Here is a 22,156-nt window from a genome sequence, read left to right on the forward strand (position 1 = left end):
GCGCCAAACCCGTGTCAATGGCTGAATTTCCTGACCATAAGATATTTATCATACGTGACATCACCTATGCGGACGGCACAGGGATCCGTGCCGTAGACCTCGAACCCGTTGCGCTTGTAGGTCCTGATTGCAGCGGTTGCTTCGAGCAGGACCTCAAGGTGTACCTGCTCGACGCGTGCCTCGGCATGGGGGAGTGTCAGAAGTTTTGTGTAAGAGCGTCTCTGTGAGGGGTTTGCGGGGTCAGCGGACTGACCCCATGGGGTCAGTCCGCTGAGCCTGCAAAGCGCTCGCCGAACTGGATGGCAAACTGGCCCATTGCGGCCGTCCATGCAACCGGTCGTCGCCAATGGATGCCGGCATTTCTGATGGCGAGGTAAAGCAGCTTCATCGCCGCCTCGTCGTTGGGGAAGCTGCCGCGTGTTTTGATGATCTTGCGCAGCGAACGGTTCAGCGCCTCGACCGCGTTGGTGGTATAGATCATTTTGCGTATCTCCGGCGCGAAGGCGAAGAACGGAATGACGTGCTCCCACGCCCGGCGCCAGGCCGCCCCGATCGCGGGATAGCGCTTGCCCCACTCGGCTTCGAAGTCCTCGAGCCTGAGCAGAGCGGCGTCGGCATTCTCGGCATGATAGATCGCCTTGATCGAGGGAAGGATCGCCTTGCGATCCTTCCAGGACACGAAGGATAGGCTGTTGCGGATCAAATGCACGATGCAGGTCTGGACCATCGCCTTGGGAAAGACGCTGTTGATCGCCTCGGGAAAGCCCTTCAGACCGTCGACGACGGCGATCAGGATGTCGGCGACGCCGCGGTTCCTCAGATCGTTCATGACCTTGAGCCAGAATTTGGCGCCTTCGGTTTGCTCGATCCAAAGCCCGAGCACGTCTTTCTCGCCCGATGCAGTGATGCCCAGCACGACGTAGACTGCCTTGTTCTTGACCATCCCCTCATCGCGAATCTTGACCCTGAGCGCGTCGAAGAAGACCACCGGATAGATCGCTTCCAGCGGCCGGCTCTGCCATTCGCGGACCTCGTCGAGAATCGCGTCGGTGACCTTGCTGATCAGATCGGAGGACACCTCGGTGCCGTAGAGCTCGGCCAGATGGCCCTGGATCTCCCGTACCGTCATGCCCCGCCCGTAGAGACTGATGATCTTCTCGTCGAAGCCGTCGAAGCGGGTCTGGCCCTTCGCGACGATCACCGGTTCGAACGTGCCGGCGCGGTCGCGCGGCACCTCGATCTCGATCTCGCCGTCGTCCGTCAACAGCGCTTTGCTGCTTGTGCCGTTGCGGCTGTTGCCCGACCCGCGGCCCGCCGGGTCGCCCTTCTCATAGCCAAGGTGGTGGGTCAGCTCCGCACCCAGTGCGCGCTCCAGAAGCGCCTTCTTCAGTCGTCTGAAAAGCCCGTCTTCGCCGGCTAAGTCTTCTGGCTTGAGGCTGCCCCCGGCAAGAAGCTGGTCCAAAATCTCAGGTGAAAAATCCGTAGCCATGTGAGTCTCCTGTCAAAGGTAAACTCACAGAAACCATCTTACACCGAGTTACTGACACCCTCCGGCATGGGCAAGAAGCTCCTTGATGAGTCGATCTCCGAATCCTTTGCCTCGGCCATTTTCCCTCACGTAAACCGTGAAGATGTGACCCCTGTGCTGCGATCGACGAGCTGGCGACACGTAGAAGCCCGCCACTCCGATCAGATTTCCGCGCACAAAGGCGCCGAGGATCGCTCCACTCAGCCAATGGCGATAAGCCGCCAGCATCGCCTCTCCGCCCTCGTCCTCTTCAGCAGAACCAAACGTCTGAGGGTGCGTCCGAAGCGCCTCCGCGCGAATCTCGCGGAAGAGATCGAAATCATCGACAGTCAATCGTCGGATTTCCACGTCTGCCTGGGCACGCGCCGCATGCGATGTCATGATCGCCTCCTCTCCTTGTCGCAGCGAAGGTCGGCAGGGATTGCTGGCCTTCTCACATCCCACCACGGCCCCACAGAGCCCTCGCATTGTCTCTCAACCTCTCGAGCGCACGTTCAGGCGCGATGCAGTCGATCTCGCCACGCGTCAGGCCGATGTCCACCAGCTCCCTGTCGCTCAGGTCGTGCAAGCTGACCCGTGAGTGCGGCCGCCGCTCCTGAAACGCCCGCCAGTATTGCCTGAGCACGCTCAAGACGATGGAGAGGTCGAGGCGACGTCTCGCGACATCGCGCTCCGTCGCGACTGTGGTGGTCGTCTGTTGGGGTGGCATCGGATGCTCCTGCTGTTGAGCCGGCAGGGAACGTGGCCAAAGAAAAGGCCCCGTCCGATGCCGGCGGGGCCTGGTGAAAAGATGTCGTCGTCGAAATCCTAGCGCACGACTCCTCCCACCGCCCAGCCGAAGCGGGTGATGTGGTTGCGGTTGAGGGTGCGCGACGATTTGATCATGCGTCGCTCATACCACGGCAATCGCACAAAATCAAGAGATGTGCGAATGTCGGTTGCACCCTGGAAGCGAGCGCCCTGCGCGCCTAAAGCGCGATGCGACAGGATGAATCGTCATCGCGCTTTAGGTTGTTGTTTAAGCATGATCTTTTCGGAAAACCGCTACGCACTTTTCCGGATCATGCTTTAGCCGCGCACCAGGGAGACCAACCAATTACGGCCGAACAGGATGAGGATCGCGAGCGCGTAGACGATGGTGCCGCCGACGGCGAGCAGGACCAGAGTCAACTCATCGTGGAAGCGCATCGAGCCAAGATACGCACCGCCGAAATGCGCGATCAGCCAGAACGCGGCGGCGAGGATCAGTCCGGTCACGAGGAACTTGGCGAGCGACACGAGCCAGGCGCGGTCCAGCACGAGAAAGCCTCGCCGCACCGCGAAGAACAGCACGAGCAGGAGGTTGGTCCAGACGCCGACGGCGGTTGCGAGCGCGAGGCCAATCTGGGCGAGCGATCCCATCAGGGCGACCTTCAGTGCGACGTTGACGGCGATGCCGGTCAGCGAGGCGCGAACCGGCGTCGCCGTATCCTTGCGCGCATAGAAGGTCGCGACCGCACTGCGGATCAGCACGAAAGGAATAAGGCCGATGGCATAGGCCGCGAGCGTGCCGCCGGCGGCGACGGCATCGGCCTTCGAGAAGGCGCCGCGGGCGAACAGCGCACGCATGATCTCGTCGGGCACGGTGAGGAAGGCCGCCACGAACGGTATCGAGAACAGCAGCGTGAAATCGAAGGCGCGACGCTGCGCCCTCATCGCGCCGTCATGGTCGTTGGCGGTAATCCGCCGCGACATCTCCGGCAACAGCACCGTGCCGATGGCGATGCCGATGACCCCGATCGGCAGCTGGTTGAGACGGTCGGCATAATAGAGCGCCGACAGCGCCCCCGCGGGGAGAAAGGTCGCGATGATGGTGTCGGCGAACAGCGCGACCTGCGTGCCCATCGAGCCCAGCGTCGCCGGTCCAAGCGCCTTGAAGAAGCCGCGGACGTCTTCGTCGAGCTTCAGCGGTGCGAAACGCGGCAGGCCGCCATGGCGGGCGAGATCGCCCGCGAGCAGGAAATATTGCAGGAAGCCGGAGATGAGCACGCCCCAGGCGGCAGCATGGCCCGCGGTCGGAAACCAGGCGGCGAGCGCCAGCGTCATCATCATCGCGACATTGAGGAAGATCGAGGCCGCCGCCGCGCTGGCAAAGCGCTGCATCACGTTGAGCATGCCGCCGTAGAGCGTCACCAGCGTGATCAGGAGCAGATAGGGAAAGGTGATCCGGGTCAGCTCGATCGCGAGCTTGCGCTGCTCGGCGTCGTCACCGAAGCCCGGTGCGAGGATGCTCATGGCCTGCGGCATGAACAGCCAGGCGACGATCAGCAGCACCACCTGCGAGGCCAGGAGCAGCGTGAAGATGCGGTCGGCGAACAGGCTTGCCGCCGCCTCCCCCTTCTCGCCATGGACATGGGCATAGGCCGGCACCCAGGCCGCGTTGAAGGCGCCCTCAGCGAAGATCGCGCGGAAATGATTGGGCAGCCGCAGCGCCACGAAAAAGGCATCGGCGACAGGGCCGGCGCCGAGGATCGCCGCGAGCATGATGTCGCGGGCAAATCCCGTCACCCGCGAGAGCAGCGTGTAGCCACCAACCGTGAAGATGCGTCCGAGCATGCGCCTGTTTTAGAGCATGGCGCGATCAGGTCTAGGTGCAAACCGTGACGGAGGTGTGCTCCCTCCCCCGCTTGCGGGGGAGGGTTGGGGAGAGGGTGTCTCAGCAACGAAGACTCCCCCAGAGGAGAGAGCCCTCACCCGCGCCTTCGGCGCGACCTCTCCCGCAAGCGAGAGCTTTGCATAATTGGATGTAAGGGACTGGTTCCCGATGTCGGGCTTTTTTTGCGCGGGGTCGGACGGCGCGCGGGCGTTGAATGGTTGGGTTTTCGCGGCCAACCGATGGCGTTGGGCGGCGGCGGTCATGCCGCAGCTCCCGCAGGAGACAGCACTGCCCATCGTTTGAGATTCATGGCGAGGCAGATCAGGCGCAGACGCGTCTGGTTGCGCGCCAAGCCGAGATAGCGGGCGCGCGCCCAGCGGTAGCTGCCCTTGAGGCGCGCGAAGACCTGCTCGACCGGTGCGCGGCGCTTTCCCACAGCGTCGTTGAAGCGCTTCTGCCGCTCGGTCAACGGATGATGCTTGTTGGGCCGAAACATCAGCCGCGGCTTGATGCCTCGCGCACGGAGGCCGCTGCGGCGCTCGTGCTTGTCATAGGCCTGGTCGGCGTAGACCGCCTTCTCATCACCACAGATCAACTCGTCGGCGGGCACCGTGTCGTTGACCGCAGCATCGGTCAGCTTGTTGCGGCGGATGATGGCCGAGCCCTTGTCGATGCCGACATGCGCCTTGTAGCCGAAGTATCGTTTGCCGCCCTTCTTGGTCCAGCGCGCATCCGGATCGCGCTTGCTGTTGACCAGTTTGCTCGGCGCCCGGCCGTCCGGGCCGGGCGGCTGCGGGTCCTCTGGCGGCTTTGGCGGCTTCACCGCCGCCGGGATCAGGCTCGCATCGATCAGTGTGCCCCGCCGCAGCACCAGCCCATGCGCCTCGATCTGGCGCAGGATCTCACCGAACAGCGTCTCGTCCAGGCCGGCCCGCTGCAAAGCGTCGCGGAAGCGCCAGATCGTTGCGTGGTCGGGGGTCTCGTCGCCCAGCACAAAGCCGCAGAAATCGCGGAACGAGGCGCGATCATCCAGCGCCTCTTCAAGCTCAGGATCGGACAGCCCGTACCATTGCTGCAGCAGCAGCGCCTTGAACATCACCAGCCGCGGATAGGCCGGCGCGCCCCGCTCCGGTTCCGGCAGACCGCCCAGCACGCGCGCCACTGCCGCCCAATCGACCAGTTCGCCAACCCGCCTCAGCACCCGATTGCCTTTCCCTCGCCGCGACACCAGCGCGTCCGCGAAGCTCGGTTGTCCAACCTGCCGATATGCCATCCCCAGCCCCCTACCAATCAAGCCGAGAGAATTGCAGATTCGTGCTTTATGCAAAGCTCTCGCAAGCGGGAGAGGTGAAGCAAAATCACCCCGCGAGCGCGCCGCGGACGGCGGCGATGATTCGCTCCTGGTCGGCTTCGGTCACATAGGCGTGCATCGGCAGGCTGATGACGTCCTGCGACAGGCTCTCGCAACCCGGCAGCCCGCCTTCCGCGACCGGATAATGCTTGTAGGCGGTCTGCTGATGCATCGACTTGCCGTAGTAGATCGCGGTCGGCACGCCCTGGGCCTTCAGCGCGGCGGCAAAGCCGTCGCGGTCGGTACCCTCGGGCAGACGGATGGTGTACTGCGCCCAGACCGAAGTATTGCCGGGGCTGAGGCGCGGCACGGTGACCACATTGGACAGACCGCGCTCATAGCGCTCCGCGACCTTGTTGCGGGCGGCGATCTCGTCGTCAAAGATCTTCAGCTTCTCGATCAGGACCGCGGCCTGCATGGTGTCGATCCGGCCGGTCAGGCCGAGACGGACATTGTCGTATTTGTCCATGCCCTGCCCGTGCACGCGGATGCTGCGCAGCGTGGCCGCGAGCTCGTCGTCATCGGTGAAGATCGCGCCGCCGTCGCCGAAGCAGCCGAGCGGTTTTGCCGGGAAGAAGCTGGTCGCCGTGGCATGCGCGAGCGTGCCGAGCTTGCGGCCCTTGTAGCTCGCGCCAAACGCCTGCGCGGCGTCGTCGAGCACAAACAGGCCCTCGGCCTTGGCGATCTCGGCGATGGAATCGTGATCGGCCGGCTGGCCGAACAGGTCGACCGGAATCACCGCGACGGGCTTGAGGCCGGCCTTGCGGGCGGTCGCGATGCCGCGCTTCAGCGACTCCGGGCTCATGTTGAAGGTCGCCTCGTCCACGTCGACATAAACAGGCGTCGCGCCGGTCCGCGCCACCGGCGAGGCGGTCGCGATGAAGGTGAAGGATGGACACAGCACGGCATCGCCGGGCCCGACATTCTTCGCCATCATCACCATCAGGATCGCGTCGGTGCCGCTGGCGCAGCCGATCACGTGCTTGGCGCCGCAATAGGCCGCGAGCTGCTTCTCGAGCTCGAAGACCTCGGGTCCGTTGACGAACTGGCAATGGTCGAGCACGCGCTTGACGGCTGCATCGAGCGAGGCCCCGAGCCGGCGCCGCTGCGCGCCGACGTCGATGAAGGGAATGGGATCGGAACGCAGATGCTGGTTCATAGTCTGGTTCTTGGCGCCTTGTGACGTTTGAGCGGTCGACATGGAAAAGGATCAGCCGGCGACGCGGCGCGGAGCCTTGCGGACAGGCGCCGTCGCCGCAGGCCGCGACGGCGTTTCGAGACATTGCGTGGCGATCTCGAGGCTGGCGACGCCTTCATCGCCCGTGACGGCCGGCGTATCGCCATGGCGCACCGCCTTGAGGAATGCGATCAGCTCGGCGCGCAGCGGCTCATCGTGGCCGACCGGCAGATGCCGCATCGAGTAGCTGCCGTCGGGCTTGAAGCCGAAGCACTCGGTGACCTGGCGCGTGAGCAGATCGCCCATCACGTATTTGCCGCGGGTGGCGACCGTGACGCTGCGCGCCTTGAACGGCGTCAGCCAGTTGGTGTTGATGTGGGCGAGCACGCCGTTGGCGGTGCGGAACTGCAGGAGCGCGATGTCCTCGCGCTCGGCGACGGCGCTCGACAATTGCGGCTGCACCTCGACGATGTCGGATTCGGTGAACCAGCGGATCAGATCGATGTCGTGCACGGCAAGATCGATGACGACGCCGACATTGGACATGCGCGGGGGGAACGGGCCGACGCGCGTGATGGCGATGGAGAGAATGTCCTCGCCCGCGATGGCCTGCTTGACCGCGGCGACCGCCGGATTGAAGCGCTCGACATGGCCGACCATCAGCGTCACGCCGGCCTTCTGTGCCGCGGCGACGATCTCGCGGCCCTCTGACACCGTGGATGCGATCGGCTTCTCGACCAGCACGTGGATGTTCTTGGCGATGCAGGCGAGCGCGACCTCGTGATGCAGATGGGTGGGCGCGGCGATGGTCACGGCGTCGACGCCTTCGGCGAGGAGCTGGTCGAGCGTCTCGAAGCTTTCGCAACCGGCAAGCTCCGTTGCCCGCGCGCGATGTGCCGCCGAGGGATCGACGACGCCGACGAGGCTGACGCCGGGTAGACCCGCAAGCACGCGCGCGTGGTTGCTGCCCATCACGCCGGCGCCAATGACGCCGACGCGCAAGCCGGCCTTCGCCGGTGCAGATCCTTTGGAACTCATCTGAGCAAACCCCGATTCAACCCAAATCCCCGGCGCCTCTCCTAGCACGGCCGCCACATTTGTGGCGAATGCGCACTTGGGACCCCGGACACGATTTGATTCAAAAAGTTACACGTTCCCCGGGCCTTAAGCGCAAAAGATACCGTCTTCCCGGCCCGGGTCGCGTGATTCGGAGCTTGCTGGTTACGACCTTTGATAGTCGTCTTCAATCCGGATGATGTCGTCTTCCCCGAGATAAGAGCCGGTCTGGACCTCGATCAGCTCCAGCTGGATCTTGCCGGGGTTCTCCATCCGGTGGACGGCGCCCATCGGAATGTAGATCGACTCGTTCTCATGCACCGTCTTCACGGCCTCGTTGACGGTGACCTGGGCCGTGCCCCGCACCACGATCCAGTGCTCGGCGCGATGATGGTGCTTCTGCAGCGACAGCCGCCCGCCCGGCTTCACCACGATGCGCTTGACCTGGTGGCGCTCGCCATTGTCGACGGACTGATAGCTGCCCCAGGGCCGGTGCACCTTCAGATGCTCCTCGGTGACCTTCGGCGCGACCGCCTTCAGCTTGGTCACCAGGCGCTTCAGGCCGTTGGCATCCTTCTGGCGCGAGACCAGGATCGCGTCCGCGGTGGCGACCACGACGAGATCGTCGACGCCTTCGAGCGCGACCAGCGCGGAATCGGTGGTGACGTTGCAGTTGCGGGAGTCCTCGAACACGGCGGTGCCATGCGCCGCGTTGCCTTGCGCATCCTTCTCCGAGAGCTCCCACACCGCGAGCCAGGAGCCGACGTCGGACCAGCCGCACGACACCGGCACCACGGCCGCGCGCGCGGTCTTCTCCATCACCGCATAGTCGATCGATATCGCCTTCGCCGCGCCGAACGCCTCCGGCTCCAGCGTGACGAAGCCGAGATCGCGGCCGGCATTGTTGACGGCGCTCGTGACGGCCTCGACGCTTCCGGCATCGACCTTGCGATATTCGTCGAGCAGCACTGCGGCCGGGAACATGAAGTTGCCGCTGTTCCAGAGATAGCCCGAATTGACGTAGTCGGACGCCTTCACCGCGTCCGGCTTCTCGACGAAGCGCGTAACCGCATGCACTTCGCCGGAAATCACCTCACCCGGATTGATGTAGCCGTATTCGGTCGCCGGCCGCTCCGGCTTGACGCCGAAGGTGACGATGCGCCCGGCCCTCGCGGCGGTGAGGCCCTCGCGGCAGGCCGCGACGAAGGCGGCATTGTCCTGCACCACGTGGTCGGCGGCGAGCGCGAGCACGATCGCTTCACTGTCGCGATTCTGCGCGAACACCGCGCCCGCCGCGATCGCGGGGCCGGAATCGCGCCGCATCGGCTCGAGGATCACGTCCGCCTCGATGCCGATCTCGGCGAGCTGCTCCAGCACCATGAAGCGATACGACGCATTGGTGATGACGATCGGACGATCGAACAGCGAGGGATCGGACACGCGCAGCAGCGTGTCCTGGAAGGTCGAGCGCGTGCCGAACAGCGGCAGGAATTGCTTGGGGCGAACCTCGCGCGAAGCGGGCCACAGCCGCGTGCCGGCACCGCCGCACATGATGAGGGGGATTATGCGTTTGTCCATCGTGATCTCAAACCTTGAAGTAGTCCCGATACCAGGTGACGAAATTATGGACCCCATGCTCGATCGGCGTTGACGGTGCAAAGCCGGTGTCGCGCATCAAATCCTCGACATCCGCGAACGTTTCCCGCACATCTCCCGGCTGCATCGGCAGCAATTCTTTGATCGCCGTCCGGCCCAGCTCCCGCTCCAGAAGACCGACGACGTGCATCAGCTCCTCCGGATGGTGGTTGCCGACATTGTAGAGCTTAAACGGCGCATTTGCGGCAGCCGGATCGTCCGCAGGCACAAGATCGATCAGCTTCGATACGACGCGGGTCACGTCATCGATATAGGTGAAGTCACGACGCATCTTGCCATGGTTAAAGAGCCGGATCGGCTTGCCCGCCATGATGGCGTTCGCGAACAGAAACATGGCCATGTCGGGCCGGCCCCACGGGCCGTAAATGGTAAAGAAGCGCAGCCCCGTGACCGGCAGGCGGTAGAGATGGCTGTAGGACTGCGCCATTACCTCGTTCGCCTTCTTGGTCGCGGCATAGAAGCTCACGGGATGATCGGTGCGGTCCGCAACCGCAAATGGCAGTTTTGTGTTGGCGCCGTAAACGGAGGATGACGAGGCGTAGACGAGATGACGACAGCCGTTGTTGCGGCAGCCCTCCAGTACGTTGAGAAAGCCCTGGAGATTGGAATCGGCATAGGCGTGCGGCTGCTCGATCGAGTAGCGCACGCCGGCCTGCGCCGCCATGTGCACGACTTTGGCAAAACGATGTTGGGCAAACAGCGCCGCCATCGCCTCGCGGTCGGCGAGGTCGGCCTCGACGAAGGAGAAGCGGGAATCGTCCCTGAGCAGCGCCAGGCGCGCTTTCTTCAGCGCCGGATCGTAATAGCTGTTGAGATTGTCGAGCCCGACGACGGGACGGCCTTCGCCCAGGAGCTGCCGGGCGACGTGAAAGCCGATGAATCCGGCGGCACCCGTGACCAAAATCGCCTGATCCGTCATCCTGTTCCCTGGGGATCCCTAGCCCGGTCCTGTTTAGCCGCCAGCTCGATCGGGTCGCAATAGGCTTGCCGCTGCCCTCACAACACCCCAACGACGGCTATTGCAAGATCGGCGCCAAGACCATACCAAAGCGGCCGAATTCGGCGCCTCGCGTCGGGTTGCCTCAAATCTTCGCAAACCCTGTCCATGCGGGCGAGATGCGCCGAATCCTGTTGTCGACGGCCAAGATCATGATTTCCGCGGCGCTGCTCTATCTGGCGCTGCGCAAGGTCGACCTGTCCGAATTGTTTTCGCGCTTCACCGTCACCAGCCTGTTCTGGATCGGCGTCGCGATCGCGCTCGCGTTCCTGCAGATCTTCGTCGGCGTGCTGCGCTGGCGCCAGATCAGCGCCGTCTGCGGCGCGCCGCTCGAGCTCGGCCGCGCCATGCGCTACAACGTGATCGGCTCGTTCTTCAACCAGACCCTGCCGTCGGCGATCGGCGGCGATGCGGTCCGGCTCTGGCTGGTCGCGCGCGCCGGCGCCGGATGGCGTGCGGCGACCTACTCGATCTTCGTCGACCGCGCGATCGGCCTGATCGCGCTCGCGGTTCTCATCGTCGCCAGCCTGCCCTGGAGCTACACCCTCATCACCGATCCGCACGGGCGCTCGGCCCTGCTGCTCATCGACCTGCTGGCGCTCGCGGGCGGCCTCGGCTTTCTGATTTTCGGCATGCTGAAATGGCCCTGGCTGAAGACCTGGTGGGCCACGCATCACATCCACGCCTGCGCCGTGATCGCCAATCGCGTGATCTTCAGCCGCACCCGCGGGCCGATCGTCGCAATCCTGTCGGTCCTCGTTCACGTGCTGGCCGTCGTCATCGCCTGGTGCGTCGTGCGGTCGATTGCAGCCCCGGTTCGCTTCAGCGACGTCTTTCTGCTGGTGCCGCCGGTGATGCTGATCACGATGATGCCGATCTCGATCGCGGGCTGGGGCGTGCGCGAAGCCACGATGAGCCTTGCGTTCGGCTTCGCGGGACTTGCCGCCAACGAGGGCGTCAACGTCTCGCTGCTGTTCGGCGCCGTGTATTTCATCGTCGGCGCAGTCGGCGGCCTGGTCTGGATCCTCAGCGCGGAGAAGGCCGCGCAAGGCTCGGCCCCGATCGGAGTGCCGGAGTGAGCTCGGCCACCGAAGCGCTCGCCGGCGCGCCCGTGCTGCTTGCTGTTGCGATCGCCGCGCTGATCTCGGCTCTCGTCACCTGGACCAGCCGTCCCCTGCTCCAGCGCTACGCACTGGCGCGACCGAACGCGCGGTCCTCACATCGCATCCCGACCCCGCAGGGCGCGGGCATCGCGGTGATCGCCGCGACCCTGATCGTCGCCTCGCTCTGGGCCGTCTGGGCGAACGTCGCTATCCCGCCGGTACTGATCGGCGCGACGGTGCTGATCGCGCTGGTCGGGTTTGCCGACGACATAAAGTCGCTGCCGGTGATCGTGCGGCTGGTGCTGCAGGCAGCCTGCGTCGGCGCAGTGGTGTTCACCGCGCCGGAGACCGCGCGCATCGTGCCGGCACTGCCGCTTGCTCTGGAGCGCGGCCTCATCGTCCTTGCCGGAGTCTGGTTCGTGAACCTCGTCAACTTCATGGACGGGCTCGACCTGATGACGGTGGCGGAAGTCGTGCCGGTCACCGCGGCGCTGCTGTTGCTCGGATGGCTCGGGGATTTCTCGTGGCCGGCCGTGCTGATCGCCGCCGCGCTGTGCGGCGCCATGCTCGGCTTTGCGCCGTTCAACCGTCCGGTCGCAAGGGTCTTTCTGGGCGACGTCGGCAGCCTGCCGATCGGCCTCTTGCTCGGCTGGTGCCTGCTGGAGCTCGCCTTCCGGGGGCAGACGGCCGCAGCGCTGCTGTTGCCCGCCTATTATCTTGCGGATTCCACCATCACGCTGTTCCGACGCATCATCAGGCGCGAACCATTCTGGTCGGCACACCGCACGCACTTTTATCAGCGTGCAACCGACAACGGGTTCACGGTGAAGCGGGTGGTCGGCGAGGTATTCGCGCTCAATCTCGTGCTGGCATTGCTCGCCATCGCCACCGTTCACGCCGGTTCGACGACGATCACGATCGTCTCACTGTTCGCTGGCGCGGGCGCGGTCGGATTCGTGCTGCGCCGTTTCTCCCGGCCTCAGGGCTCCTGATCCGAGACCGCCAGGCGCAAGCCCTCCTTGAGGGTGACCTGCGGCTGCCAGCCGGTTGCGATCGCCTTCGAAATGTCCAGCTCGAGCGAGCCGATCAGGCCATCATGCATATCCTGCCGGCCCATCATGCGGAGGACCGCGCCGAGCAGCTTTGGCGGCATGCGGAACAGCCGGGTGCTCTTGCCGGAGGCTCGCGCCAGACATGCGATGAATTCAGGCGTCGAGACCCGCTCCCGATCGGCCAACAGGAAGATCTCGAAATTGCTCCCCGGGTCGGGATGGCCGAGCCGATGCAGGATGAACGACGACAGGTTCTGCACGGAGAGAAAGTTGCGGCGATTGCGGATTGCCGCGAACGGCAGCGGCAGTCCCAGCCTCACCGCCCGTGCCAGCAGCGCGAAATTGCCCTTGGCCCCCGCGCCATAGATGAGCGGCGGCCTGATCACCGAGATCTTCATTCCGCTGTCGCGCGCCAGCGTCCTCAAGCCCGCCTCGGCCTCCGCCTTGGATGTGCCATAGAGGCCACGCGGCGTCGGAACATCGCTCTCGCGGAACGGCGCACGGCCTTCATTGGTGCGGCCGTGAACGAGAACGGTGCTGATGAAGATGAACTGGCGCACGCCGGCCGTCGCCGCAGAGCGCGCCAGATGCAGTGTGCCGTCGACATTGACGTCGCGGTACAGCTGGACCGCGTGTTCCTCGTTCTTGTAGTGCACGCGCGCGGCGAGATGGACGACGGCGTCGACGCCTTCAAGCGCGGCCTGCCAGTCTGTTTCGGGGCCGATCGATCCGATCGGAACCTCGCCGTCGGTCCCATCCGCGCGGCGCACCGCGCGGCGGACCGACCAGCCCGCCCGCGTCAGCGCAGGCACGATATGGCGGCCGAGGAAGCCGCTCGCCCCCGTCACCAGCGCGAGCGGCTTGGTCTCGCTCATCGTTGCTCCACCAGAATCGCGTTGCCCGACAATCCGCCGACCGGAGCGGCACAGGCGACGATCTTGCCTCGAGGCTGCATGGTCAGGCCGCTGTGGACCCGAATTCGGGCACCGCATCCTTCAGGATGGTCCTGATGGTGGCGCGATCGTCGCGGGCGATCGCCTGCTCCAGCGCAGCAATCCATTTGCGCAGCGTCTGCATCGGCGGCTCGTTCGGCTGCGCGGCCATGATGCCGGGAACACCGATCTCGCGGGTCGGCTCCTCGGAGGCGAACAGGATCTCGTGCAGCCGCTCGCCTGGCCGCATGCCGGTGAACACGATCTCGATGTCGTAGCCCGGCTGCAGTCCGGAAAGGCGGATCATGCGCTCGGCGAGATCGACGATTTTTACCGGCTGGCCCATGTTGAGCACGTAGACCGAGACGTCAGGGCGCTGCGTTCCGAGCGCATGCGTGGCCGCGGTGATGACGAGATCGCAGGCCTCGCGGATGGTCATGAAGTAGCGGACCATGTCGGGATGCGTCACCGTCACCGGGCCGCCGGCCTCGATCTGCGCCTTGAACTTCGGCACCACCGAGCCGTTCGAGGCCAGCACGTTGCCGAACCGGACCGAGATCAACCGCATCGGCGGCTTGGCGCCGCCGCTGCCTGCGGCGAGCTCGTGATCGAGCGCCTGGCAGTACATCTCCGCAAAGCGCTTGGTCAGGCCGAGCATCGACACCGGCTCGATCGCCTTGTCGGTCGAGATCATCACCATCGCCCCGGCGCCGGCCGCCACGGCGGCATCCGCAACGTTGATCGAGCCGAAGATGTTGGTCTTGACGCCTTCGCTCCAGTCGCGTTCGAGGATCGGAACGTGCTTGAGCGCCGCGGCGTGGAACACGATGTCCGGCTTGAACTCCGCCATCAGGCGCATGATGCGCTCGCGGTCGCGAATGTCGGCGATCCGCCCTTCGATCTCGGCTGCCGCCCCCCGCGCGGCGAGCGCTTCCGTGATCGCGTAGAGCGCCGGCTCGGAGTTTTCCGCGATGAGGAGCCGCGCGGCGCCGAAGGCGACGACGCGCTCGCAGATCTCTGCACCAATCGAGCCGCCGCCGCCGGTGACGATCACGGCCTTGCCCCTGATCAGCGCTTCCAGGCGCCCATAGTCGATCGTCTCGCTTGGCCGAAGCAGGAGGTCCTCGACCGCGACCGCGGTGAGCCGCGGCGTGTCGCCGCTCTCCAACGAGGGCATGCGGTTGACGATCACTCCCAGCTTGCGCGCCCGCATCAGGATCGATTCCGGGTGTGCTTCCGGCTCGAATGCCGACGGTGTCATGATGAGGCGCGCGATCGCCTTGTTGCGCTTGGCGAAGTCCGCGATGACGTCCTCGACGTCGTCGATGCCGCCCAGCACCGGCAGGTTACGGATAAACTGGCCGCGATCCGCCATCGAGGGCGACAATACGCCAACGGGCCAGATGTGCTTGATGGCCCCGCTCTCGATGCCGCGCAGCAGCACCTCCGCATCCGCGGCGCGGCCGATCAGCAGCGTCGGGGCGGCATCGCTGCCCTTCGCGTGACGCCGTACCCGCGTATAGCGGAAGTAGCGATAGGCCATGCGCAGCGCGCTGAGGAAGGTGATCTCCAGGAACCAGTAGAGAACGATCGTCACCTTGCCGAGGAAAAAGGCGCCGCGGACGTTGGGAGCGACGAAGATGTAGTCGAGCACGAGCAGCGCGACGGTGAGCACGGTCGCCGCGCGGACGATGTTCAGCGCATCCGGCAGCGAGATGAAGCGCCACTTCGTCGTGGTCAGGTTCAAGACGAAGAACACGACCACGCTGAAGGCCAGAAAATAGGGCAGGATCTGGAACAGCAGCGGCAAGCGCTCGAAGAAGTCTTCGCCACCCTCGAATCGCAGATAGAAGGCGGCAAAAAGCGCGGCCGTGGTCGCCAGCAGGTCGTGGAGCGCGATCAGGAAATTGCGCGAGGTAAGATGCGAAAGACGCGTCATCCGCCGACCGATGAATACCCAGTTAGATGCAACCTGACCGCGCTGATACCCCATCTGGGCAAGACTTGCCAGCCGCGCGACCGCTCAGGAACCAGCTTCCCCCATCGTCGCCTCGGCCTGTTGTGCCCGGATCACCATGCCGCCGGCAACGCCGACGCCGATGACGTACATCCAACCCTCGTGGAAATCGAACAGATGCGAGTTGAACAGCGAGGTGAAGACGTTCTGCACCACGACCAGGAGCCCGATCCAATTGGCAAGCCCGTCGCCGCGAAACAACAACAGATGCAGGATCCAGATCGTGTAGAGAACGGCGACGCCGATGAAGCCCCATTGCACGGCAACATTCAGCGTCTGATTGTGGGGGTTGCCGATCACTTCGGCTGACGCCTTGTGCTGACTGCCGGGCGTCGCGACGCGCTCGAACAATCCACGCGTCGAGCCCGTGCCGTGTCCTATGATCGGCGCCTTCGCGAAGAAGCTGAGCGACTTTCGCCAGAATTCGAGCCGCAGGCCCAGCGAGGTCGGCTCGCCCCTTTCCATATAGCGCGTGTAGTCGTCCGTAAACCTCTCGGCAGTATGGCGCAAGTGTGGAGAGACCTGCCAGGCGAGAAAGGCGCCGGCGAGCAGCGCGGCGGCGACGATCGCGATGCTGCGCCACCTGAGGTGAAGGAACGCGAACACGCCGAACATGATCGGAATGGTGACGAGCGCGGTGCGCGACACCACCACGAAGGCCATGTTGACGAAAAAGCTGAGCGCAAGCGCCGTGAGCAGCCCGGCGAGCCAATATCGCTTCTCCCGCAGCAGCATCACGATCGGATAGGCGAGCGCGACGGCGCAGAGCGTGAATTCCTGGCTCTGGTCGATGTAGTTCTTGACGAAAATGCCGCGCTCCATGGGGTCGGTCTTGAGCGTGAGGTTCGGATAGAAGGCGACCAGCCAGGACATCACCGACAACAGGGCGCAGGACACCAGGAAGGCGACGAAGACCCACTGGCCGCGCTGCGAGCGCTCGAAATGATAGAGCAGGACCGGCAGCACGAGCAGCTTGACGGTTGGGTTGACCGCATAGAAGCGCGCGCCCCAGGCAGCATCCGACCATAGCGTCCCGACCAGCGCGAGCAGCACCAGCGCGATCGGCGCCACACAGATCGGACGCTTCAGCGATTGCAGGAAGGCGCGGACGTCGAGGAACGGCACCATGCAGAGCAGCATCAGCGCGTTGAAGATCCCGGCAAGCGACGTCGACCAGGGCAGCGAGGCCGCGGTCAGGATCGCAAACAGGTCGACTGTCTCGCGCCAGGCCGCCGGACTGCGCAGGCGCCGCCGCAACACCTCGCCGGGGGTCTCCCGGGCAAGCGCCGTCACTTGCTCCCTCCCCGGGCGCGATGAACCAGCGCCGTCGTGCTGAAGCCCTGGAGGATGTCGACCAGCACGACCGTTCCGCCCGCGGCCTCGACGACCTCGTGGCCGACGACCTGCTCGCGGGTGTAGTCGCCGCCCTTCACCAGCACGCCGGGCTTGATCCTGGTGATCAGGTCGATCGGGGTGTCCTCCGCGAAGATGACGACGAGATCGACGGCCTCCAACGCGGCGAGCACCTCGGCACGCGCGCGCTCGTCCTGCACCGGACGATCGGCGCCCTTCAGCCGCCGCACCGAGGCGTCGCTGTTGAGCCCCACGATCAGGCGATCACAGGCGGCACGCGCCGCGGTCAGCACCTTGACGTGACCGGGATGAAGGATGTCGAAACAGCCATTGGTGAAGCCGACGCGCTGGCCCTGCCTCTTCCAGTCGGCGAGCTGGGCATCGAGCGCAGCCGGATCGAGCACGATCTTCTCCTCGGCCGCGAGAGTGGCATGCGGCAGGATCTTTCGGCGCAGCTCGGCCGCGCTCACGCTGGCGGTGCCCTGCTTGCCGACGGCGACGGCGGCGGCGGCATTGGCCACGCGCAGCGCCGTATCCCAGTCCGCGCCGGCCGCAAGCGATACTGCGAGCGCGGCGGCGACGGTGTCACCGGCGCCGGAGACGTCGCGCACCTTCACCGGGAAGGCCGGAACGTGCACGGCCGCGCCATTGCGCGGCACCAGCGTCATGCCGTGCTCGCCCTGCGTGACCAGGATCGCCTCGCAGTCGGCGAGCCGCATCACGTCTTCGCTGGCCTCGACGATGCTCTGCACCGTCTCGGCACGGCTGCGGGTCGCCTCCGAGAATTCCTTGCGATTGGGCGTGAGCAGCGTGGCGCCGCGATAGATCGCCCAGTTCAGGCTCTTGGGATCGACCACCACGGGCTTGCCGAGCTTTCGCGCGGCGTCGATGGTGTGGCGGATCACGCGCGCGGTCAGCACGCCCTTGGCGTAGTCAGACAAAAGCACGATGTCGGCGCGCGCGATCTGCGGCAGGATCGCGTCGATCAGTTTCGTTTCGATGTCATCGGAAGCAGGCGCCGCCTGCTCCCAATCCGCGCGCAGCATGTGCGTGGAAAAATGCTCGGAGACGAAGCGGACTTTTCGCGTGGTCGGCCGCGAGGGATCGCACACCAGCACGCTTTCGATACCGGCTTGCTCACCCAGCGCCGATGCCAGCCGCCCGCCCGCATCGTCCTCGCCGACGAGGCCGACGAAGATGCAGCGCGCGCCGAGCGAAGCGACATTGCGCGCGACGTTGCCGGCGCCGCCGATGTGAATCTCGCTGCGCTGGGCGGCAATGACCGGCGTCGGCGCTTCCGGCGAGATCCGCGACACCTCGCCATAGACGAACTCGTCCAGCATGATGTCGCCGATGCAAAGCACCGTGCGGCCTGAGATCGTTTGCGCGAGGGCGTCAAAATCGAGAATGGGGGTCGCCATGATTGGAGGCCTCAGCGGAAGCGGTCGGGCCGGTCGAGATAATCCCCGACATAGGCTTTGACCGCGTCCTCGAGCGTCGTGAAGCCGCCGTTATAGCCGGCGCGGCAGAGGCGATCGACCTCGCTCTGGGTGAAGTACTGGTAGCTGTCGCGGATGCTCTCGGGCATGTCGATGTATTCGATGTTGGGCCTGGTGCCGAGCGCGGCGTAGGCAGCCAGCATCAGATCCCTGAAGCTGCGTGCCTTGCCGGTGCCGACGTTGAACAGGCCGGACACCGACGGCGTCCCCAGCAGCCACATGACGACGCGCACGACGTCGTCGACATAGATGAAGTCGCGGCGCTGGTCGCCGTCTTCGATGCCCTCGCGATGCGACTTGAACAGCTGCACGACGCGGCCCGCCTTGACGTCGTCGAAGCGCCGCGCCAGCACGCTCATCATCGAGCCCTTGTGGTATTCGTTGGGGCCGAACACGTTGAAGAATTTCAGCCCGGCCCATTGCGGCGGCAGCGGATCGCCGTTCGCCACGCGCCCGGCGACCGCGAGATCGAACATGTGCTTGCTCCAGCCGTAGAGATTCATCGGCCGCAATGTTTTCAGTGCCGGTAACGAAGCGTCGTCGCCAAAGCCGGCCTCGCCGTCGCCATAGGTCGCCGCCGAGGATGCATAGATGAACGGCACCGCGTGCATCGTGCACCAGTCCAGCAGGCGCATCGACAGGCGGAAATTGGTCTCGAACACGAGGTCGCCGTCGGTCGCGGTGGTCGCGGAGATCGCCCCGAGATGAATCATGGCGTCGAGCTTGCGGCCCGTCAGCCAGTCGGGCAGCTCGGCCGGGGGAACGATATCCACAAGCTGCCGCTTGGCGAGGTTGCGCCACTTGCCCTCGGTGCCGAGCAGGTCGCAGACCACGACGTCGCTGTGGCCGGCCTCGTTCAGCGCGGCCACGACATTCGATCCGATAAAACCGGCCCCGCCGGTCACCAGCAACATTCCAACCACCTGCCCGATTTTCTTAATGCCCGGTCCTGCCGTAGCGCATGATCCGCCAAAGTGTAAGCGGTTTTGGGATCGTCGCTTCTGCCGGCTTTACCTGCCGGCCGGGAGCGGCTACCGAACCGCCAACATCAGCACGCCTTCGGTCCTATTAACGAATGAATATCGATTCGCAATTTGTTGGAGATGCAGACCGGAGCGACACCCGCCCGATCCTGATCATTCCCTACATGTGGATCGGCGATTTCGTGCGGAATCATACCGTCGTGCGGGTCCTGAAGGAGCGCTGGCCGAACCGGCCGGTCGATCTCCTGACCACGTCGCTGTGCGCCCCGCTGATCGACTACATGCCCGGCGTGCGCGCTGGCATCGTCTGGGACCTGCCGCGCGGCCGGCTCGCCGTGGCCCGGCAACTCGGCCTGGCAAAGCTCCTGCGCGAGCGGAACTACGGCACCGCCTTGGTACTGCCCCGGACCTGGAAGGCGGCGATCGCGCCGGCGCTGGCCGGTATCCCTGAACGGGTCGGCTTCGTCGGCGAGTTTCGGTTCGGTCTGATCAACCGCTGGCGCTGGGGCGAGAAGAAACTGCCCCGCTTCATCGACAAGAACGCCGCCCTGGCCCAGCCCGACGGCGCCCCCCTGCCTCCGGAATGGCCGGTGCCGCAACTGCGGGTCCCGGCCGATGAGATCGTCCGCTGGCGCGAGGCCAACGGCCTCAGCGCCGGAGCCGCCGTGGCGCTCGCCCCAGGCTCGGTCGGGGTCTCAAAACGCTGGACCTACTACCCCGAGGCTGCCCGGCTACTGGTCGAGCGTGGCCTGGAGGTCTGGGTGGTCGGCGGCCCCGCCGAAAAGGGTCTGGCCCAAGCGATCGTCGCCGCGGGCGGCCCGGGGGTCCGGGACCTTACCGGCACCGATCTGCGCAACGGCGTCCTCGCCATGGCCGCCGCCGGCGTCGCCATCTCCAACGATTCCGGCCTGATGCACATCGCCGCCGCCCTGGACACGCCCACCTTGGGCATCTTCGGCCCCACCAGCCCCTACCTCTGGGCCCCCCTCAACAGCCTTGCGGCAACAGTGGTGCAGGACAAGGAAATGCTGCCCTGCCAGCCCTGCCAGAGCACGATTTGCAAGATGAACGACCACCGCTGCATGCGGGATCTCGCGGCATCGGAGGTGGTGGGGATTGCGGAGAGAGTGCTGGGTGAGGCCGGGGCGCACAAGCGCCAAAGTTAACCCCTTAAATCCGGCGCTCGCTTGCTTGTGACGTTGACACGACCTTGCGAAACCGTCGCCACGCATGGCGGCAGAGCCGCAGGGATCACTTCGTGCGCGTGCGAAATTCCCGCTGATAGCAGACACGCAAACGGGCGTTTTTGGAATCCTGGCAGAGCGCGGACGAGTACGGGTTCGTATCCTCGGCTGGATAGTGCCCGAGCATCACGTTCAGCGACTGCACCATCTCCTGCTGCCCCTCGGCGCTATGGGCGATCCGCTTGAACATGTCGGGCAGCAGCGGCTTCAGGGCCTGATAGGTGTCTGAGGGCAGCTTGTCGGTCTCGATCGATGCGGCAAAGGCGTGCTGCTTCAGCGCCAACCGGATCAGCTCGATATCGTCCTGATTAAGTTGTCCGTTCGTGAGCCTTGCACTGAGGAAACTTGCGACGAGTTTCGACTGAGTCGTTGGAATCAATGCAGCTCCGTAGTCCTGTCTCAGGATGGCATTCACTGTGGCCCGGTCATTCTCCGATGTGGGCGCGGAAGACAGACGGGCCGGCTTAGATCCCGGCACCACCGGGAAGCCATAACGGCGATTAATCATCTCGAACGGATCCGCGCGGCTGTTTGCAAAAAGTTCGGTCGCCGCGGCGAGGCACAGATTGGGAATTTCACCTCCGCCACATCGTCTCGTCGTGAAATAGAACGGAACGCGCGCATTGCTCGCGTGCAGCGCCGTCCTGATCTCGGCCGGGATCAGGTTGCCGTCATGCTGCTCGGCAATCGTGATGGTGATCGGGGCGGATTCAATGTTGGCGAACGCGATATTCAGATCGGGACGAAACTGGCCATCGGCGTCCTGTTCATCGAGGGGTTTGGACAATGACACGAGGACATCGGCTTCGCGCTGATCGACGGTGTCTTCCATCAAGCATCGGCCGCCGACGACCTCATGAACGAATTCAGCCGCGATGAGGCTCAGCGTCTCGGGACAGCTCTCGCGATGTTCGAGGTGAAATCTCCTCCAACGCGGCAGCCATGTGACTTCGACCATTCGCTGCATCGAGCCGTCAGGCCCTCTCTTTTGGGTCTCGGTGCTGATCATCCGGGCGCCACGCGCGTTATGGTCCCGGATAATGACGTGGTCGATATGCCCCTTGAACAGCAACTGCTGGCAAAGATCCGCGCAGGGCGGCGGAGGGGTTGGATCGTGGCTTTCGGGTTGCCGCCAATTCGTCCAGTAATTGTCCTGCTCGGGATACGGAAGCTCAAAGGAGCGCGGCTGGAATGACGATGGCACCGGACCCGTGATATCTGTCGCGAGCAGTTTCTCGAGCTGGCTTTGGCTGCGGTAATGAGGCAGCAACGCAGCCGCGGCGAGCACCGCCGCCACAACCGTGGCGCCAAGCAGGTTGCTTCCAAAGAACCGCGCCAGCAGATATCCGGGGAGTGCAGCGAGAGAGTAATAAAGCAACGTGGGAGCTGCGATCAGTATCTGCCCCGGGAGGATGAACAGCAACAGGCCGAGCGTGATCATCCCTGGGATGAGCGCGATCAATGTCAGTCCAATCAGGGCAAGGAAGGAAATGCCGACGAAGGGTGGCACCAAGGACAGCGCATTGAAGCGATCAGAAGGAGACATGCGGTCTGGCATTTGGCTTCGCTCGCG

The 22,156-nt window shown here is 64.8% G+C and carries 18 protein-coding genes; 3 read left to right on the top strand and 15 right to left on the bottom strand.

Annotated elements, in window-relative coordinates:
- Positions 1 to 262: 262 nt before the first annotated feature.
- From ABIA42_RS20565 to ABIA42_RS20605, 9 genes are all read right to left on the bottom strand, one after another.
- Complete coding sequence (locus ABIA42_RS20565; RefSeq protein WP_370112649.1) at positions 263 to 1,489, bottom strand: IS256 family transposase; 1,227 nt, start codon at positions 1,487 to 1,489, stop codon at positions 263 to 265.
- A gap of 48 nt (positions 1,490 to 1,537) precedes the next feature.
- On the bottom strand, positions 1,538 to 1,909 hold the full coding sequence (locus ABIA42_RS20570; RefSeq protein ID WP_370121843.1) for an N-acetyltransferase family protein: 372 nt from the start codon (positions 1,907 to 1,909) through the stop codon (positions 1,538 to 1,540).
- A gap of 52 nt (positions 1,910 to 1,961) precedes the next feature.
- Positions 1,962 to 2,237: a DUF1127 domain-containing protein gene (locus ABIA42_RS20575; protein WP_370121841.1), complete on the bottom strand. Its 276-nt coding sequence runs from the start codon at positions 2,235 to 2,237 to the stop codon at positions 1,962 to 1,964.
- Positions 2,238 to 2,596: 359 nt separating this feature from the next.
- Positions 2,597 to 4,123: a murein biosynthesis integral membrane protein MurJ gene (murJ, locus tag ABIA42_RS20580; RefSeq protein ID WP_370121838.1), complete on the bottom strand. Its 1,527-nt coding sequence runs from the start codon at positions 4,121 to 4,123 to the stop codon at positions 2,597 to 2,599.
- 299 nt (positions 4,124 to 4,422) lie between these two features.
- Positions 4,423 to 5,436, bottom strand: coding sequence for an IS5 family transposase (locus tag ABIA42_RS20585; RefSeq protein ID WP_370113545.1), 1,014 nt, complete (start codon positions 5,434 to 5,436; stop codon positions 4,423 to 4,425).
- Between the two features lie 85 nt (positions 5,437 to 5,521).
- On the bottom strand, positions 5,522 to 6,673 hold the full coding sequence (locus ABIA42_RS20590; RefSeq protein ID WP_035718037.1) for a DegT/DnrJ/EryC1/StrS aminotransferase family protein: 1,152 nt from the start codon (positions 6,671 to 6,673) through the stop codon (positions 5,522 to 5,524).
- 51 nt (positions 6,674 to 6,724) lie between these two features.
- Positions 6,725 to 7,729 (bottom strand): Gfo/Idh/MocA family oxidoreductase, encoded by a 1,005-nt coding sequence (locus ABIA42_RS20595; protein ID WP_370121836.1) that lies wholly within the window; start codon positions 7,727 to 7,729, stop codon positions 6,725 to 6,727.
- Positions 7,730 to 7,912: 183 nt separating this feature from the next.
- A complete protein-coding gene (locus ABIA42_RS20600) occupies positions 7,913 to 9,325 on the bottom strand; it encodes a mannose-1-phosphate guanylyltransferase/mannose-6-phosphate isomerase (RefSeq protein WP_271533257.1) in 1,413 nt (470 codons plus the stop codon).
- A gap of 7 nt (positions 9,326 to 9,332) precedes the next feature.
- Entirely contained in the window at positions 9,333 to 10,322 is a 990-nt protein-coding gene (locus ABIA42_RS20605) for an SDR family NAD(P)-dependent oxidoreductase (RefSeq protein WP_271533259.1), read from the bottom strand.
- Between the two features lie 197 nt (positions 10,323 to 10,519).
- Here ABIA42_RS20605 and ABIA42_RS20610 point away from each other — a divergent pair, with 197 nt between their 5' ends.
- The gene (locus tag ABIA42_RS20610; RefSeq protein WP_370121832.1) at positions 10,520 to 11,479 is read left to right on the top strand and encodes a lysylphosphatidylglycerol synthase transmembrane domain-containing protein; all 960 of its coding nucleotides are present in this window, start codon (positions 10,520 to 10,522) and stop codon (positions 11,477 to 11,479) included.
- Positions 11,476 to 12,495: a glycosyltransferase family 4 protein gene (locus tag ABIA42_RS20615; protein WP_370121829.1), complete on the top strand. Its 1,020-nt coding sequence runs from the start codon at positions 11,476 to 11,478 to the stop codon at positions 12,493 to 12,495. Before ABIA42_RS20610 ends, ABIA42_RS20615 begins: the two co-directional genes overlap by 4 nt.
- On the opposite strand, the gene ABIA42_RS20620 is transcribed toward ABIA42_RS20615, so the two are convergent.
- From ABIA42_RS20620 to rfaD, 5 genes are all read right to left on the bottom strand, one after another.
- Entirely contained in the window at positions 12,483 to 13,430 is a 948-nt protein-coding gene (locus ABIA42_RS20620; RefSeq protein ID WP_370121826.1) for an NAD-dependent epimerase/dehydratase family protein, read from the bottom strand. The genes ABIA42_RS20615 and ABIA42_RS20620 overlap by 13 nt on opposite strands.
- Before the next feature lie 82 nt (positions 13,431 to 13,512).
- The gene (locus ABIA42_RS20625; RefSeq protein WP_370121824.1) at positions 13,513 to 15,426 is read right to left on the bottom strand and encodes an SDR family NAD(P)-dependent oxidoreductase; all 1,914 of its coding nucleotides are present in this window, start codon (positions 15,424 to 15,426) and stop codon (positions 13,513 to 13,515) included.
- An 84-nt stretch (positions 15,427 to 15,510) separates the two neighbouring features.
- A complete protein-coding gene (locus ABIA42_RS20630; RefSeq protein WP_370121821.1) occupies positions 15,511 to 16,797 on the bottom strand; it encodes an O-antigen ligase family protein in 1,287 nt (428 codons plus the stop codon).
- Entirely contained in the window at positions 16,794 to 18,278 is a 1,485-nt protein-coding gene (gene rfaE1, locus ABIA42_RS20635) for a D-glycero-beta-D-manno-heptose-7-phosphate kinase (protein ID WP_370121818.1), read from the bottom strand. Before rfaE1 ends, ABIA42_RS20630 begins: the two co-directional genes overlap by 4 nt.
- Positions 18,279 to 18,289: 11 nt before the next feature.
- Positions 18,290 to 19,270 (bottom strand): ADP-glyceromanno-heptose 6-epimerase, encoded by a 981-nt coding sequence (gene rfaD / locus ABIA42_RS20640; RefSeq protein ID WP_370121815.1) that lies wholly within the window; start codon positions 19,268 to 19,270, stop codon positions 18,290 to 18,292.
- A gap of 161 nt (positions 19,271 to 19,431) precedes the next feature.
- On the opposite strand from rfaD, the gene waaF reads away from it, so the two are divergent.
- Positions 19,432 to 20,505 carry a lipopolysaccharide heptosyltransferase II gene (gene waaF / locus ABIA42_RS20645; protein ID WP_370121813.1) on the top strand — a complete coding sequence of 358 codons (1,074 nt, stop codon included), beginning with the start codon at positions 19,432 to 19,434 and terminating at the stop codon, positions 20,503 to 20,505.
- 85 nt (positions 20,506 to 20,590) lie between these two features.
- Here the strand turns inward: waaF and ABIA42_RS20650 are convergent, their stop codons facing one another.
- Positions 20,591 to 22,141, bottom strand: a complete 1,551-nt coding sequence (locus ABIA42_RS20650; protein WP_370121811.1) for a hypothetical protein — start codon at positions 22,139 to 22,141, stop codon at positions 20,591 to 20,593.
- Positions 22,142 to 22,156: the final 15 nt, after the last annotated feature.

Source organism: Bradyrhizobium sp. USDA 327, from assembly GCF_041262065.1.
GTDB lineage: Bacteria > Pseudomonadota > Alphaproteobacteria > Rhizobiales > Xanthobacteraceae > Bradyrhizobium > Bradyrhizobium liaoningense.